Consider the following 13,010-nt stretch of genomic DNA (forward strand, 5'->3'; position numbering starts at 1 on the left):
TTGATTTATAGAAAAGGGTCTGGAATTCCAGACCCTTTTTTGTATTCGTGATTTATTACTCAGACTCAAATCGCGCTTTTTCTTCTTTCTCAACTTTAGAAAGGCGCTTTAGCTTCATTCCTAACTCTTTACCCCTTGCTCGGGCATAAAGAATGTTGCCAAAGAAGGCGATGGTTGTAAGTAGTATCTCAATCACTGCTAGCCAGCGTTCACCGTCATCGATCCACAGAATAGTGAAGCCATGCAAGAAATAAAGCATAAGAACAAAGTTCGCCCATGCATGAGTGTATGGCTTGCCAACTAAAATACCCGGTAGAGGAAGTAATAGCGGCACCGCCCATGCGATGGCTAGTGTCGTACTGCTGATATGTGGATGCGGAGAAAGTGACAGTTGCCAAAGAGCTATCCAAGTAAGCAGTGCAAGGTTGCCAAACAAGGCTAACAGGCGGTATAGCTTTGTGATGGGTTGCATCTCGTGCATATCTATCGTTCCTTCATTTTTAACGCAGCGTTTGCTAAGCGTTTACCAAGTTGCTGAGCGAGTATTATTTCATCGTCACTCAGCTTGCCACCTAACGAGCTTACTGTACTTGCACCGTAAGGTGTTCCGCCGCTTTGTGTCGAGTGAAGCTTTGGCTCCGAATAGGGAATACCAAGAATCATCATGCCGTGATGTAGTAGAGGTTGCATCATGGTGTGTAAAGTTGTTTCTTGCCCACCGTGTAAACTGGATGAGGAGGTAAACACACACGCTGGCTTATCGATTAAGTCACCCGATATCCACAGCGGTGTTGTTTTGTCCCAAAAGTGTTTCAGTGGCGCAGCCATGTTCCCAAACCAAGTCGGACTACCTAGCGCTAAACCATCACAGTGCTTGATCTCTTCAAGACTAATGATCGGGTCTTGAGCAGAAAACTCTCCTTCGATCTCATCAACGGTGCGCAGTAGAGCCTCACATTGAGGGATGGACTCCACCCCTCTAGCGATCTGTCTAGCAACAGACTGTGTAGAACCGTGACGGCTGTAATAGAGGATGATGACTTGGCACATCATAGAATGTCGAGAACTTGCTCCGGCGGACGGCCGTGTTTCGCTTTACCGTTGGCAACCACGATAGGGCGTTCAATCAGTTTTGGATTTTCGCTCATCGCTTTAAATAGCGTTTCATCATCGGCCGTTTTTAGCTCAAGCTCTTTGTAGATATCTTCTTTAGTGCGCATCATATCGCGGACGTCAGTAAGCTCTAGCTGAGACATTAGCTCTTTTAGCTGTTCTACACTTGGTGCAGAGTCTAAATATTTGATGATTTCAGGTTGAATGCCTTTCTCTTCAAGCAGTGCAAGGGTTTGACGGCTCTTTGAACAGCGAGGGTTGTGATAAATCACGACTGACATGGCAGTTTCTCCATTTATTATTGTAAGGCTAAGAAGCGATCGCGCTGAACCATTAGCTGGTCAATGCGGGCATCGTATCTTGCTTGTTTTAAGCTTCCCAGCTCAGCCAGTTGACTTGCTTGGGTATAGTATTGAATCGCTTTGTTCCAGTTAGCTTTTAATGCGAGGATTTCGGCGCGAGCAGCCAGGTCTTCATCGCTTTTTCCTAAGTGGATGTTTGCTTCTGAAAGTAAGTGCCAGCCATTGACGTCTTTCGGGTTGTCGTGAGTGTATCGCTGGAGCACTTTTACCGCTTCTTCATTTTTCTCTTGTTTGAGTAATGCGTTGGCGTAGTTAATCGTGATGACGGCATTGTTAGGTGCTGACTTCAATGCTTGTTTTAGTAGACTCTCTGCTTTATCCGCTTGTTTTTGTGCGATATACAGATCGGACATCGCGTCTAAATAAAACAGGTTGTGAGGATCTTGCTTGATAAGGTCATTCAAAATGACGGCGGCTTGATCAAGCTGGTTGTTATCTAGATAGACTAGTGCTTTACCATATTCAAAGGCGACTTTTAGATTTGGCGCGACTTTCTTTTGCGTACGTTTGAACCAATCTTGCGCGGCTTTGCTCTCAATGCCTGCATAGCGAGCCACGATACGTGCACGTGCTAAATGGTAATTCAGCGAAGGATCGACTCTTCTCGCTGGGTAATTTTGCGCTCGAGCACGACTGTCAGTAATACGGTCTTCGGGTAATGGGTGAGTCAGCAGCATCGGCGGCGGCTTACTTGCGTAGCGGTATTCATCAGCAAGGCGGCCGAAGAATCGAGGCATGGCATTGACGTCAAACCCCGCTTTCGCCAATGTATTAATACCAAAACGGTCAGCTTCTTTTTCATTACTGCGGGTATAGTTAATTTGCCCTTGCATATTACCTGCTGTCGCAGCTGTGACCGCGGCCATACCTGCCTCAGGAGAGGCAATCGCAAGCAATAAAGCACCAGCAAGCGCGGCCATAGTGGCAGGGGAGCGTCTTGCTTGCTCTTCCATGCTTCGTGCTAGGTGTCTTTGCGTCACGTGAGCGATTTCGTGGGCAACAACGGAGGCCAGTTCACTTTCACTTTGTGCATGAAGAAACAAACCTGAATGCAACGCAACATAGCCCCCAAAGAAGGCAAATGCGTTAATGTTTCTATCGCGGATCATAAAGAAGGTGAACGGGGTTTTTACATCCGATGCGTTGGCAACTAATCGATGCCCTAAGCTATCAATGTACTCATTCAGAACCGGGTCGTTCACGATGGGCTGACTCGCACGAATCATGCGCATATACGCATCACCATATTGAATTTCTTGGTCAATGGTGAGTGTGCTACTTGCGGTCGTACCGATATCTGGCAAATCCAAACTGTTTGCGAGTGATGGGGCAGGTGTGCTTAAAGCCGCTGCGACACATAGGCAGACTAATGAACGCGTACGTTTAAACATATATGAAAGATAATACTCCATTAATTCTTCACCTAGGGTTAGGTCTATACTAACAAGGTGGGTATACGCTTGGACAGCGTAGAGTCAAGATGGTTTCCAATCCCAGCTTCGAATTCAGTTGTCAGGTCAGAGTAGTGGCTTCATACAGACTATTTACACTGACGCATGCAAAAAAACACTATACAATATCTAGCCGTAATAATATGCATCGGGCGAAAGAATGGAACCTAATATTTTGGATTTACGCCAAGAGCGGTGTCCTATGGCGCTTTTACTTGCTAAGCGTCACACAAAAGTATTGACCGTTGGTGAGCGAACTCAAATCTTAGTGTCCGATTCTAACTCAATGAAAGATATTACCCGATTTCTTCATAACCACTTGTTTAGCCTGACTTGTGAAGATATGAATGGCTATTACCGTATGCAAGTGATTAAGGAACCTAGTTGAATGTTTGAAATGGTGAGTCGTTGGTATAAACGACGTTTTTCTGATCCGCACGCAGTGAGCCTAGTCGCGATCCTGCTGTTTGGTTTCATTACGATTTATTTCTTTGGCAATTTGATTGCACCACTATTGGTTGCCATTGTACTGGCCTATTTACTTGAGTGGCCGGTTGTTCAGCTCTCTCGTATGGGGATTCCGCGCACCCTTGCAGTAATTTTGGTCATCCTTGGCTTTATCAGTTTGATGATCGTTGCCATTTTCGGCTTAGTTCCGACCATTTGGCAACAGGTTGGTAACCTTATCAACGATATCCCATCAATGTATGTTGGCTTGCAAGGCTTTATCTCTGAGCTACCTCATCGCTACCCAGAATTAGAAAACTTCCAGATAGTCGAGTCTTTGGTCACTAATGCTAAGAACCAAGTGATTGGTATGGGTGAAACCGTGGTGAAAGGTTCACTTGCTTCATTAGTCAGCCTCGCGACACTGGGCGTTTACTTAATTTTAGTGCCGCTATTGGTGTTCTTCTTGCTGAAAGATAAAGAAGAGATGATAGAGATGGCGAGTGGCATGCTGCCGCGTAACCGTCGCCTTGCTAACAAAGTTTGGCACGAGATGAACGAACAAATCTCGAACTATATTCGCGGTAAGGTGATGGAGATCTTGATCGTCGGTGGTGTTAGTTACGTTACCTTTGCCATTCTTGACCTTCGTTATGCGGTGTTATTGGCGGTAGCGGTTGGCTTCTCTGTTCTCATTCCTTACATTGGTGCCGCAGCTGTGACGGTGCCTGTAGCGATTGTCGGCTTATTCCAATGGGGTCTTACGCCTCAGTTTTATTGGTTGCTTGTTGCCTACGGTATTATTCAGGCTCTAGACGGTAACGTATTAGTACCAGTGTTGTTTTCTGAAGCGGTAAACCTTCACCCTGTGGCGATTATTGTTGCGGTATTGGTGTTTGGTGGACTGTGGGGATTCTGGGGCGTATTTTTCGCTATCCCATTGGCGACTTTGGTGAAAGCGGTGTGGAATGCGCTCCCTAGCCATGAAGAAGAATTGAGTACTTAGCCCTTCAAACAAGTGCAAACGATTACATAAAAAGCCCCGAGGCAACTGCCTTGGGGCTTTTTATTTGTGCTCCAGTTGGCATTTTTCACCCCTTTGGAATTTACTTATATAGAAATTTGTAAGAAATTTCTTAAGTAAACGTTACATCAGACGATAACTATACTAATAACAATAATAACAAGCTTGCCGAACATAAAGGAATACTATGAAATTCAGTCAAAAAATCGTTGCAGCTTCTTCAGCATTACTTTTGGTTACCGTGACGTTGCTGTCTATTCAGCAGCTAAGTACCGTTAAACAGGAAGTCGAAGCGCTGGTAGACACCAGCCTTACTGAGATGGTGAAAGGGGTGAAAAACACCGTCGTTTCAGAGATGGAAAGTAAGAAATCTCTGGCTCAATCAACCACCGAGGTGATTGAGATTGATCCGCAAAATCGACAGTTAGTAAAAGAGATTCTAGAGAAACCTGAGATCAAAAGCAGTTTCCTAGCCGTAGGCTTTGGTTATGAGGCAGATGGTTTCGTTGTTGAAAATGATGATGGTTGGGAAGCTGGTCCCGATTATGATCCACGTGTTCGTCCATGGTTTAAAGATGCTAAGGCTCAAGGCCGCTTGGTGGTAACAGATCCATACGTCGACGTTTCTTCGAAAAAAGTGATCATTTCAATTGGTACGCCTGTTAAAGAAAATGGCAGCTTCATGGCTGGTATGTTCTACGACATGGAGTTGGGCGGTTTGGCAGATCTCGTCAATAGCGTCAACCTGTTGGATGCGGGTTACCTATTTATTGTCACGGCTGACGGTACCACTATCGCTCACCCAGAAGCGGCGAACAATGGCGAAAACCTGACAAAATACTTACCAAGTGCCAAAGTACAAGAAGGTGCTCAGCACTTTGAGCAAGATGGTAAGAACCTAATGGTTCGCTTTACTAAAGTGCCATCAGAAAACTGGTATGTGGGTGCGGTTGTAGATGAAGATATCGCATTTGCAGCAATTGCAGACATGCGTAATAGCTCAATTATCTATGTCCTAATTGGTGTAGTGCTGAGTATCGTTATTCTTAGCTTCCTAATCAAAGCGTTGATGCGTCCACTTGCAACTTTGAATGATGCGATTAAAGATGTGGCTTCGGGCCAAGGTGACCTGACCAAGCGTCTAGATACCAATACCGATAAAGAATTTGCTGAACTAGCAGAAGGCTTTAACACCTTTACGCAAACACTGCAGACGCAAATTCAGCAATCGAAAGCGATTGGGGTTGAAATTCTGCGTGGTACTGAAATGACCGTTCAAGGTGCGCAACATTCAGCGAGCGCAATGCGCAGTCAGCTTGAAGAGCTTGAGCAACTTGCAACGGCGATGAACGAAATGGCTGTGACCGCAACAGAAGTCGCGAACAATGCACAGGGTGCAGCGGGCGCAGCGAAAGAAGCGGATGATGCGACTCAAGATGGTTCGTCGGTTGTGAGTGATACCACAGCGTCGATTGATACGCTTTCAGCCCGTATAGATCAGGCGGTGGAAGAAGTTCAAGGCCTAGAGTCAGCAACGGCAAATATCGAAACCATCTTGAAGGTTATCAATGATATCGCGGACCAAACTAACTTGTTGGCACTCAATGCAGCGATTGAGGCAGCACGTGCGGGTGAGTCAGGTCGAGGCTTTGCGGTAGTAGCTGATGAAGTAAGAACTCTTGCTCAGCGTACTCAAGAGTCAACCACTGAAATCCGTAGCATGATCGAGCAGCTTCAAGCGGGCGCAAGCTCGGTGTCTGCAGCGATGAACGAAAGTAAAAACACCGCGGTCGATGCGGTCGATAAAGCTCAAGCGGCTGACGGTGCACTACAGAGAATCCGTGAGGCAATTCAGCGCATCAGTGATATGAACATGCAGATTGCTTCAGCGGCAGAAGAGCAAAGCTTAGTGGCAGAAGAGATCAACAGTAATACGGTTAAGATCAAAGACCTGTCGACTCAAGTGGCTGATTCAGCAGAAGAAGCTAACATGGCGATGCAAGTTCAGACTGAAAATGTTCGTGAACAAGATGCAATTTTGAATAAGTTCATCGTATAAACTTATTGGATACAGCAAACAAAAACGCCAGCGATATCGCTGGCGTCTTTTTATTTGGTTGAATTACTTATTTTCGTTTAAGTAATCAAGCACCACTTCATGGTGAGTCTTGGTTTTGAACTTGTTGAAGACGTGTTCAATCACGCCTTCTTCATTGATTAGGAAGCTGATGCGGTGCAGACCGTCATAGATCTTACCCATAAATTTCTTCTCGCCCCATACGCCAAATTGATCGGCAACAGCATGGTCTTCATCTGACAGTAGCGTAAAGTTGAGTTCGTCACGTTCGATGAACTTGCCTAGACGTTTCACTGGATCGATACTCACGCCTAGTACGACAACATTGTGCGCATCTAGCTCTGCTTTTACATCACGCAGACCTTGAGCTTGAACCGTACAGCCTGGAGTCATCGCTTTAGGGTAGAAGTAAAACAGAACCTTTTTACCTTTAAAGTCGTTTAGAGAAACTGTTTCGCCATTTTGGTCGAGAAGAGAGAACGCTGGAGCTGGAGCGCCTGCGGTAAGCGTGTTCATGGAGATTCCTTTTTATTGACTGTTTTTTATAAAGTTTAGAGAGCCTTGAACTGACAATTGCTGACACAGATTGTCAAACTCTTCTTGTAGTTGCATTAAATTGCACTCAGAGTCGACAGTTGCGGTGATCGCAATGTGGAACTGGTTTGTCTCTGCATTAATTTTGTCTTTGTCGATGGTTTGGGCACTGAGCGATGACAGGCCAATATTCTTTTGAGCAAAGAAGTGAGTGAACTTTTCCGTTAACCCAGGCTTGTCTTCAGATTCGACAAAAACTTCTAATGTGTAGGCATTGTCCAAGTGCGCATGGGTTGATGTACGCTTCATGATAGTAATGAGATCATGTTCTTGGCCAAGTAGTGGCAATGTTGTTTCCACGCGAGTGACGGCCGCGTTATTGCCAGAAAGAAGCATGATGAGTGTGAATTCGTTACCAAATAGAGCAATACGACTATCAACAATATTGCATCCGGATTGAGTGACTAAATGTACAACTTGGTTGCACACCCCAGGGCGATCCGTTCCTACGGCAGTAATCACTAAATGTTGAGTCATAACTTCACTTATCAATGTTCCAATTATTAATCAGATAGCTTAGCACATTAGACCGCTATAGAAATGCACCTCAAACGCATTTTATGAGTGTGTTAGGGTGTAAATTAGACAGCTGTGAGCGACCATGCGTATTCCTTGCTAGGAACTGACATTAGCCGAAATTAAAGGAGTAAGTTGCCAAAGTTCTAACATCTGATAAATATTCACTCAAATAGGTGATTTAAGCGGGTCTCAGTGCTTGTCTTTTTCAATCGCCTTACAGTACCATGCGATTAGTATCTAAATTAGGGAGAAAGACATGTTTTCAGGAAGTATTGTAGCGTTAATTACACCGTTTAATAATGATGGCGAAGTTGATTACGTAAGCCTGAAGAAACTGGTTGAGTACCATGTTGCAGCAAAAAGCGATGGCATCGTTGCAGTAGGTACCACTGGTGAATCGGCGACGCTGACTATTGAAGAGCATGTCAAGGTTGTCACTAAGGTGGTTGAGTTTGCTGAAGGGCGCATTCCAGTGATTGCAGGCACAGGTGCCAATGCAACACATGAGTCTGTTACTTTTAGCCGCCTATTGAATAACTCAGGCATTGCAGGCTGCCTAAGCGTGACACCTTACTACAACAAGCCAACTCAAGAAGGTTTGTTCCAACACTATAAAGCGATCGCTGAAGAAAGCGATGTGCCACAGATTCTGTATAATGTACCGGGCCGTACGGCGGTAGACCTGTTACCAGAGACTGTGGCGCGTCTAGCAGAGATCGAAAACATTGTTGCATTGAAAGATGCGACGGGTGATTTAAGCAGAATTGCAATTCATCGTGAACTTTGTGGCGAAGATTTTATCTTACTAAGTGGCGATGATTCATCTGGCCTTGAATTCGTTAAGCAAGGTGGCCACGGTGTTATCTCGGTAACGAACAACATTGCTGCTGAAGACATGGCAAAAATGTTCAGATTAGCGAAAGAAGGTAAGTTTGAAGAAGCAGAAATCATCAACCAACGTTTGATGCCGCTACACAAGAACTTATTCGTTGAATCTAGCCCAATTCCAGTAAAATGGGCAGCACACAAAATGGGTCTAATTGAGCATGGCGATTTACGTTTGCCGCTGACCGAGTTGTCAGAAAAAGCTCGCCCGATTGTTGCTCAAGCAATGACAGAAGCTTGCATTTACTAAATTAAAGATGGATTGCCGGAGTTTAATGCTCCGGCATATAGGTATCAGGAGTTTCAATGAAATTGTCACACCAGCTAGTCGTCAGTTCACTAGCTGTTTTTGTTTTAAGTGCATGTTCAGGTAGTGCGACTCAACGTCGTCAGGCTAAAGATGACTTTGAGTACTTAAATACGCCACCGTTAGAAGAGTGGACGTTAGCTGACGGTGCAAAACGTCAGTTTTACATTGACTACAAAATCCCTCAGGGAGAGTTTACTGGTGGTGTTGGTCGTGAAGTTGATATTCGACCACCGCAACAAGTATTAGAGCTTATTCCAGGTGCACGTGCTGAAAGGCAGCAGGGCGAAACTACACTATGGCTACTGCGTGAAGACGAAGTAGATAAGGTGTGGCAGACAGCTTTAACCATGCTAGAAGAACGTCAAATCGGTGTTCGAGAGCAAACGGAAACGCGCATTGAGACCGACTGGGTTACTTGGACATCAGAAGATGAAGACGGTGAGCTTGGCGCTCGTTACGCTATCGAACGTGTTGCTGCTGGTGGACGTCATGGCTTTAAGATCTCATTGATTGATTGGCGTGAAGCAGGCAAAGATATGCCTGTTACTGCAACCAATAAAGAGCGCTATAACGCTCTGATGACCAACTTAGTGACTGCGCGCTACGACTTAGATCTGCGTGAAGAAGCGGCACGTAAAGCGCAAGAACTTGTGAAGAAAATTCCGGTTACTATGGGCACCGACCGCAGTGGCTTCCCGGTTATTATCGCTCGTACGCCATATAACGTATTGTGGCAGCGTCTACCGAAACTGCTTCCAGAGATGGGCTTTACTTTAGAAGAGCGTAATCAATCTCAAGGTCATGTTAAAGCGAAGTACGCTTCTCCGGATGATGAGTTCTGGAATGATATTGGTGTTAAGCCGATTGCACTTAAATCTGGCACTTATACTTTCCTATTTGGTGACCTTGGTAACCGAACTTCAATCAACGTGACAGACTCAACGGGCAAGCCGGTTGAAGAGCAGTTACTGCAAGATATGGCGCCTGTGCTAGCTGCTGTTGTTGAAAAACAATCGAAGTAGCCAGAAATGACAGGTAATAAAAAAAGCTGACATGATGTCAGCTTTTTTATGCCTTGAATATCTGAGCCTAATTTAGGCTACAGAACCATTGCGGCAATCCAACCAAACACAATCAGTGGGATATTGTAGTGGATGAAGGTCGGAACTACAGTTTCCCAAATATGCTCGTGCTGGCCATCAGCGTTTAGGCCTGACGTTGGACCTAACGTTGAGTCTGACGCTGGTGAGCCTGCATCACCAAGTGCTGCTGCAGTACCCACTAGAGCAATCGTTGCCATTGGTGAGAAGCCAAACGCTGCTGCCAGTGGAACGTAAATTGTCGCTAGGATTGGAATCGTGGAGAACGATGAGCCAATACCCATAGTAACCAGTAGACCAACAACCAACATCAATAGTGCCGCTAGAGGCTTATTATCGCCAATGCTTGTTGCTAGCGCTTCAACCAAAGACTCAACACCGCCAGTTTGCTTCATTACTGCGGCAAAACCTGCTGCCGCGATCATGATAAAGCCGATCATCGCCATCATGTGTACGCCTTTAGTAAAGACGTCGTGCGTCTCTTTCCAAGCAATCACACCACCAAAGGTGAACACCATGAAACCAGCAAGGCCACCGATGATCATTGAGCCAGTCATAAGCTGAACACTTAGCGCAGCAACAATACCAGCAGCAGCAACCAGAATGTTCTTTGGTTGGATCTCTTTTGTATCAGTATCAACACGAGTTAGCTCAGTCTCTTTATACTGACGTGGTTTACGGTAGCTAAAGAAGATCGCTGTGATAAGACCAAAGATCATACCTGCAGCAGGCAATAACATTGCGACAGGTACTTGGCTTGCAACAACGTTTTCTAAACCGTTGTCATGCAAGTTTTTCAATAGAATGTTGTTTAAGAAAATACCACCAAAACCGATTGGAAGAACCATATAAGGTGTGACTAGACCAAATGTCAGCACACAGGCAATCATACGACGGTCAAGATTTAACTTAGCGAATACGCCCAATAAAGGTGGAATTAAAATCGGGATAAAGGCGATATGGACAGGAATAACGTTCTGAGACGACATAGTCACAAGAACTAATGCAATTAATACCGCATATTTTAGGCCAGTCGATGCAGCCGCATTCTCTTTACCGTGAATGCGTTTGATAACGCTATTGGCTAGTAGGTCAGTGATACCAGAGCGAGAGATCGCAACGGCGAATGTACCTAACATTGCGTAGCTTAATGCGATGGTTGCACCACCGCCTAAACCACTTTCAAAAGCAGCCACGGCTTGATTGAGCTCCATGCCGGAAGCCAAACCACCGATGATGGCACTGAATGTCAAAGCAACGACGACATTCACGCGCATCAGTGCTAAGGCAAGCATGATACATACAGAAATGACAACAGGGTTCATAATTTACTCGTGTGTTGTGTTTACGTTTTTATTTTTTGTCGGTGTCGGGTTCAACCACTGGCCAACCGCCAAGGGCTTTCCATTTGTTGACGATACCGCAGAAGAGTTCTGCCGTTTTTTGAGTATCGTATAGGGCAGAGTGGGCTTCTTTATTGTCAAAATCCATCCCAGCGGTTTTACACGCTTTAGCTAACACGGTTTGGCCGTAAGCCAAGCCACTTAGTGCAGCGGTATCAAACGTCGCGAAGGGATGAAAAGGGACACGTTTAAGCTTGCAGCGCTCGCTCGCTTCCATCACAAAGCTGTGATCGAAGGTGGCATTGTGGGCCACCATGATGGCACGGCTACAGTCTGCAGCTTTTTGTTCTTTGCGGACGAGTTTGTAGATCTCTTTGAGGGCTTCCGCTTCTGTCACAGCACCGCGTAGAGGGCTAAATGGGTCGCGAATACCATTAAACTCTAACGCTTCTTTTTCAAGGTTGGCACCTTCAAAAGGTTCGACATGATAATGAATGGTTGAAGCAGGTACTAAGTTGCCGTTTTCATCCATTTTTAAAGTAACGGCGCAGATTTCCAGAAGCGCGTCCGTCTTGGCGTTGAAACCCGCAGTCTCCACGTCAATAACTACCGGAAAGTAGCCACGGAATCGTTTTTTAAGCGTCAATGCTTCGTTTTCTATAGTCATGTGTACTTCATATAATGTGACAGGGCTGGCATTATTGCAGATTCTAGGCGGAAGAAAAACCGTAAATGCTGATTGAAAAAGAAACAGTGGTGATTTGTACTATACAAATATTCTGGCTAGGTTTTTGCATTAATCAGATAGAAGATTTTCTAGCGGCAAGTTAAGTTCCGCCAGCCCTAATGAGAGAAGAAGTTTGTATGAAGAAGTTGTTTGCAACCAGTATCGCTATGTCTTTGATAACGTTAGCACCCTCGGTGTTCGCGCTTGAAAAGCAGTACGTTGCAACGCCTCAACAGTCGACATGGCAAATGGTTGCCAATACGCCATTAGAGTGTCGCTTGGTTCATCCAATTCCTAATTATGGCGAAGCCGTGTTCTCATCTTACGCGAGTAAAAAAATTAATCTCGACCTTGAGTTGAAGATGAAACGGCCAATGGGTCAGACCCGTGATGTGAGCCTAATTTCTATGCCACCAGCATGGCGACCAGGTGATAGTGCTGACCGCATTACGAACATTCGATTCTTCCAACAGTTTGATGGCTATGTAGGTGGTCAAACGGCTTGGAATGTTCTCGGTGAGCTAGAGAAGGGACGTTACCCGACTTTTAGTTATCAAGAGTGGCGAAGCCGAGATCAACGTGTAGAAGTCGCGCTGTCCTCGGTATTATTCCAACGTTCATACAATGTTTTTAGTGACTGTATCGCTAATTTATTGCCATATAGCTTTGAAGATATTGCCTTCACGATTCTTCATTATGATCGAACCAGCGTTGAGCTGAACAAGCAATCGCAAAAACGTCTGGCGCAAATCGCTGAGTACATTAAACACAACCAATATATTGATTTGGTGTTGGTATCGACATACACCGATGCGGAAGACAGTAAGAGCGCAAGTCAGAACTTATCTGAGCGCCGCGCTGAAGTACTACAGAACTACTTTAAGTCGCTAGGCTTGCCTGAAGACCGCATCCGTGTGCAAGGCTATGGTAAGCGTCGACCAATTGATGATAACGCGTCACCGATTGGTAAAGACAGAAACCGACGCGTAGTGATTTCTTTAGGAAGAACACAGGTATAAAGCACAAAGGCCACAGAGAGTGGCCTTTTTTGATCATGC

General features: G+C 45.3%; 14 protein-coding genes. 6 read left to right on the top strand and 8 right to left on the bottom strand.

The annotated features are described in order from the left end of the window. Nucleotides 1-55 precede the first annotated feature (55 nt). From ACHUFZ_RS14345 to bepA, 4 genes are read right to left on the bottom strand one after another with little or no spacing between them, the layout of a single operon-like run. Complete coding sequence (locus ACHUFZ_RS14345) at nt 56-481, bottom strand: DUF2069 domain-containing protein (protein ID WP_394127684.1); 426 nt, start codon at nt 479-481, stop codon at nt 56-58. A gap of 2 nt (nt 482-483) precedes the next feature. Next, nucleotides 484-1,053 carry an NAD(P)H:quinone oxidoreductase gene (gene wrbA / locus ACHUFZ_RS14350; RefSeq protein ID WP_394127685.1) on the bottom strand — a complete coding sequence of 190 codons (570 nt, stop codon included), beginning with the start codon at nt 1,051-1,053 and terminating at the stop codon, nt 484-486. Beyond that, nucleotides 1,050-1,394 carry an arsenate reductase (glutaredoxin) gene (arsC, locus tag ACHUFZ_RS14355; protein WP_394127686.1) on the bottom strand — a complete coding sequence of 115 codons (345 nt, stop codon included), beginning with the start codon at nt 1,392-1,394 and terminating at the stop codon, nt 1,050-1,052. Before arsC ends, wrbA begins: the two co-directional genes overlap by 4 nt. Nucleotides 1,395-1,411: 17 nt before the next feature. Then, nucleotides 1,412-2,866: a beta-barrel assembly-enhancing protease gene (bepA, locus tag ACHUFZ_RS14360; protein WP_394127814.1), complete on the bottom strand. Its 1,455-nt coding sequence runs from the start codon at nt 2,864-2,866 to the stop codon at nt 1,412-1,414. Between the two features lie 220 nt (nt 2,867-3,086). Here bepA and ACHUFZ_RS14365 point away from each other — a divergent pair, with 220 nt between their 5' ends. The 3 genes from ACHUFZ_RS14365 to ACHUFZ_RS14375 all read left to right on the top strand — a co-directional run bounded on the left by ACHUFZ_RS14365 (nt 3,087) and on the right by ACHUFZ_RS14375 (nt 6,456). Further along, nucleotides 3,087-3,314: a sulfurtransferase TusA family protein gene (locus ACHUFZ_RS14365; protein ID WP_394127687.1), complete on the top strand. Its 228-nt coding sequence runs from the start codon at nt 3,087-3,089 to the stop codon at nt 3,312-3,314. After that, nucleotides 3,315-4,379, top strand: coding sequence for an AI-2E family transporter (locus tag ACHUFZ_RS14370; RefSeq protein WP_394127688.1), 1,065 nt, complete (start codon nt 3,315-3,317; stop codon nt 4,377-4,379). Between the two features lie 205 nt (nt 4,380-4,584). Further along, nucleotides 4,585-6,456 carry a methyl-accepting chemotaxis protein gene (locus tag ACHUFZ_RS14375; RefSeq protein WP_134835164.1) on the top strand — a complete coding sequence of 624 codons (1,872 nt, stop codon included), beginning with the start codon at nt 4,585-4,587 and terminating at the stop codon, nt 6,454-6,456. Nucleotides 6,457-6,519: 63 nt separating this feature from the next. Here the strand turns inward: ACHUFZ_RS14375 and bcp are convergent, their stop codons facing one another. Together bcp and ACHUFZ_RS14385 are read right to left on the bottom strand one after the other, a co-directional pair. Continuing rightward, complete coding sequence (gene bcp, locus ACHUFZ_RS14380; RefSeq protein WP_394127689.1) at nt 6,520-6,990, bottom strand: thioredoxin-dependent thiol peroxidase; 471 nt, start codon at nt 6,988-6,990, stop codon at nt 6,520-6,522. A 12-nt stretch (nt 6,991-7,002) separates the two neighbouring features. Then, nucleotides 7,003-7,545, bottom strand: coding sequence for a glycine cleavage system transcriptional repressor (locus ACHUFZ_RS14385; RefSeq protein ID WP_053440329.1), 543 nt, complete (start codon nt 7,543-7,545; stop codon nt 7,003-7,005). Between the two features lie 298 nt (nt 7,546-7,843). Here ACHUFZ_RS14385 and dapA point away from each other — a divergent pair, with 298 nt between their 5' ends. Both dapA and bamC read left to right on the top strand, forming a co-directional pair. Then, nucleotides 7,844-8,722, top strand: coding sequence for a 4-hydroxy-tetrahydrodipicolinate synthase (dapA, locus tag ACHUFZ_RS14390; RefSeq protein WP_053440328.1), 879 nt, complete (start codon nt 7,844-7,846; stop codon nt 8,720-8,722). A gap of 56 nt (nt 8,723-8,778) precedes the next feature. Next, nucleotides 8,779-9,804 (top strand): outer membrane protein assembly factor BamC, encoded by a 1,026-nt coding sequence (gene bamC / locus ACHUFZ_RS14395; protein ID WP_394127690.1) that lies wholly within the window; start codon nt 8,779-8,781, stop codon nt 9,802-9,804. A gap of 77 nt (nt 9,805-9,881) precedes the next feature. Here bamC and ACHUFZ_RS14400 read toward each other — a convergent pair whose 3' ends face one another. Both ACHUFZ_RS14400 and rnt read right to left on the bottom strand, forming a co-directional pair. Further along, nucleotides 9,882-11,207, bottom strand: coding sequence for a Na+/H+ antiporter family protein (locus ACHUFZ_RS14400; protein ID WP_394127691.1), 1,326 nt, complete (start codon nt 11,205-11,207; stop codon nt 9,882-9,884). A 28-nt stretch (nt 11,208-11,235) separates the two neighbouring features. Continuing rightward, a complete protein-coding gene (gene rnt, locus ACHUFZ_RS14405) occupies nt 11,236-11,892 on the bottom strand; it encodes a ribonuclease T (RefSeq protein WP_394127692.1) in 657 nt (218 codons plus the stop codon). 197 nt (nt 11,893-12,089) lie between these two features. Here rnt and motY point away from each other — a divergent pair, with 197 nt between their 5' ends. After that, the gene (motY, locus tag ACHUFZ_RS14410; RefSeq protein WP_394127693.1) at nt 12,090-12,971 is read left to right on the top strand and encodes a flagellar protein MotY; all 882 of its coding nucleotides are present in this window, start codon (nt 12,090-12,092) and stop codon (nt 12,969-12,971) included. Nucleotides 12,972-13,010: the final 39 nt, after the last annotated feature.

The organism is Vibrio hepatarius (genome assembly GCF_043642085.1).
In the GTDB taxonomy this organism is placed as follows: domain Bacteria; phylum Pseudomonadota; class Gammaproteobacteria; order Enterobacterales; family Vibrionaceae; genus Vibrio; species Vibrio hepatarius_C.

What these genes read in the sequence shown, in the direction of transcription:
- ACHUFZ_RS14365 (WP_394127687.1), top strand. Translation starts at nt 3,087, where the DNA reads ATGGAACCTAATATTTTGGATTTACGCCAAGAGCGGTGTCCTATGGCG.
- motY (WP_394127693.1), top strand. Translation starts at nt 12,090, where the DNA reads ATGAAGAAGTTGTTTGCAACCAGTATCGCTATGTCTTTGATAACGTTA.
- ACHUFZ_RS14345 (WP_394127684.1), bottom strand. Translation starts at nt 481, where the DNA reads ATGCACGAGATGCAACCCATCACAAAGCTATACCGCCTGTTAGCCTTG.
- arsC (WP_394127686.1), bottom strand. Translation starts at nt 1,394, where the DNA reads ATGTCAGTCGTGATTTATCACAACCCTCGCTGTTCAAAGAGCCGTCAA.
- dapA (WP_053440328.1), top strand. Translation starts at nt 7,844, where the DNA reads ATGTTTTCAGGAAGTATTGTAGCGTTAATTACACCGTTTAATAATGAT.
- ACHUFZ_RS14375 (WP_134835164.1), top strand. Translation starts at nt 4,585, where the DNA reads ATGAAATTCAGTCAAAAAATCGTTGCAGCTTCTTCAGCATTACTTTTG.
- wrbA (WP_394127685.1), bottom strand. Translation starts at nt 1,053, where the DNA reads ATGATGTGCCAAGTCATCATCCTCTATTACAGCCGTCACGGTTCTACA.
- ACHUFZ_RS14370 (WP_394127688.1), top strand. Translation starts at nt 3,315, where the DNA reads ATGTTTGAAATGGTGAGTCGTTGGTATAAACGACGTTTTTCTGATCCG.
- bamC (WP_394127690.1), top strand. Translation starts at nt 8,779, where the DNA reads ATGAAATTGTCACACCAGCTAGTCGTCAGTTCACTAGCTGTTTTTGTT.
- bepA (WP_394127814.1), bottom strand. Translation starts at nt 2,866, where the DNA reads ATGTTTAAACGTACGCGTTCATTAGTCTGCCTATGTGTCGCAGCGGCT.
- bcp (WP_394127689.1), bottom strand. Translation starts at nt 6,990, where the DNA reads ATGAACACGCTTACCGCAGGCGCTCCAGCTCCAGCGTTCTCTCTTCTC.
- ACHUFZ_RS14400 (WP_394127691.1), bottom strand. Translation starts at nt 11,207, where the DNA reads ATGAACCCTGTTGTCATTTCTGTATGTATCATGCTTGCCTTAGCACTG.
- rnt (WP_394127692.1), bottom strand. Translation starts at nt 11,892, where the DNA reads ATGACTATAGAAAACGAAGCATTGACGCTTAAAAAACGATTCCGTGGC.
- ACHUFZ_RS14385 (WP_053440329.1), bottom strand. Translation starts at nt 7,545, where the DNA reads ATGACTCAACATTTAGTGATTACTGCCGTAGGAACGGATCGCCCTGGG.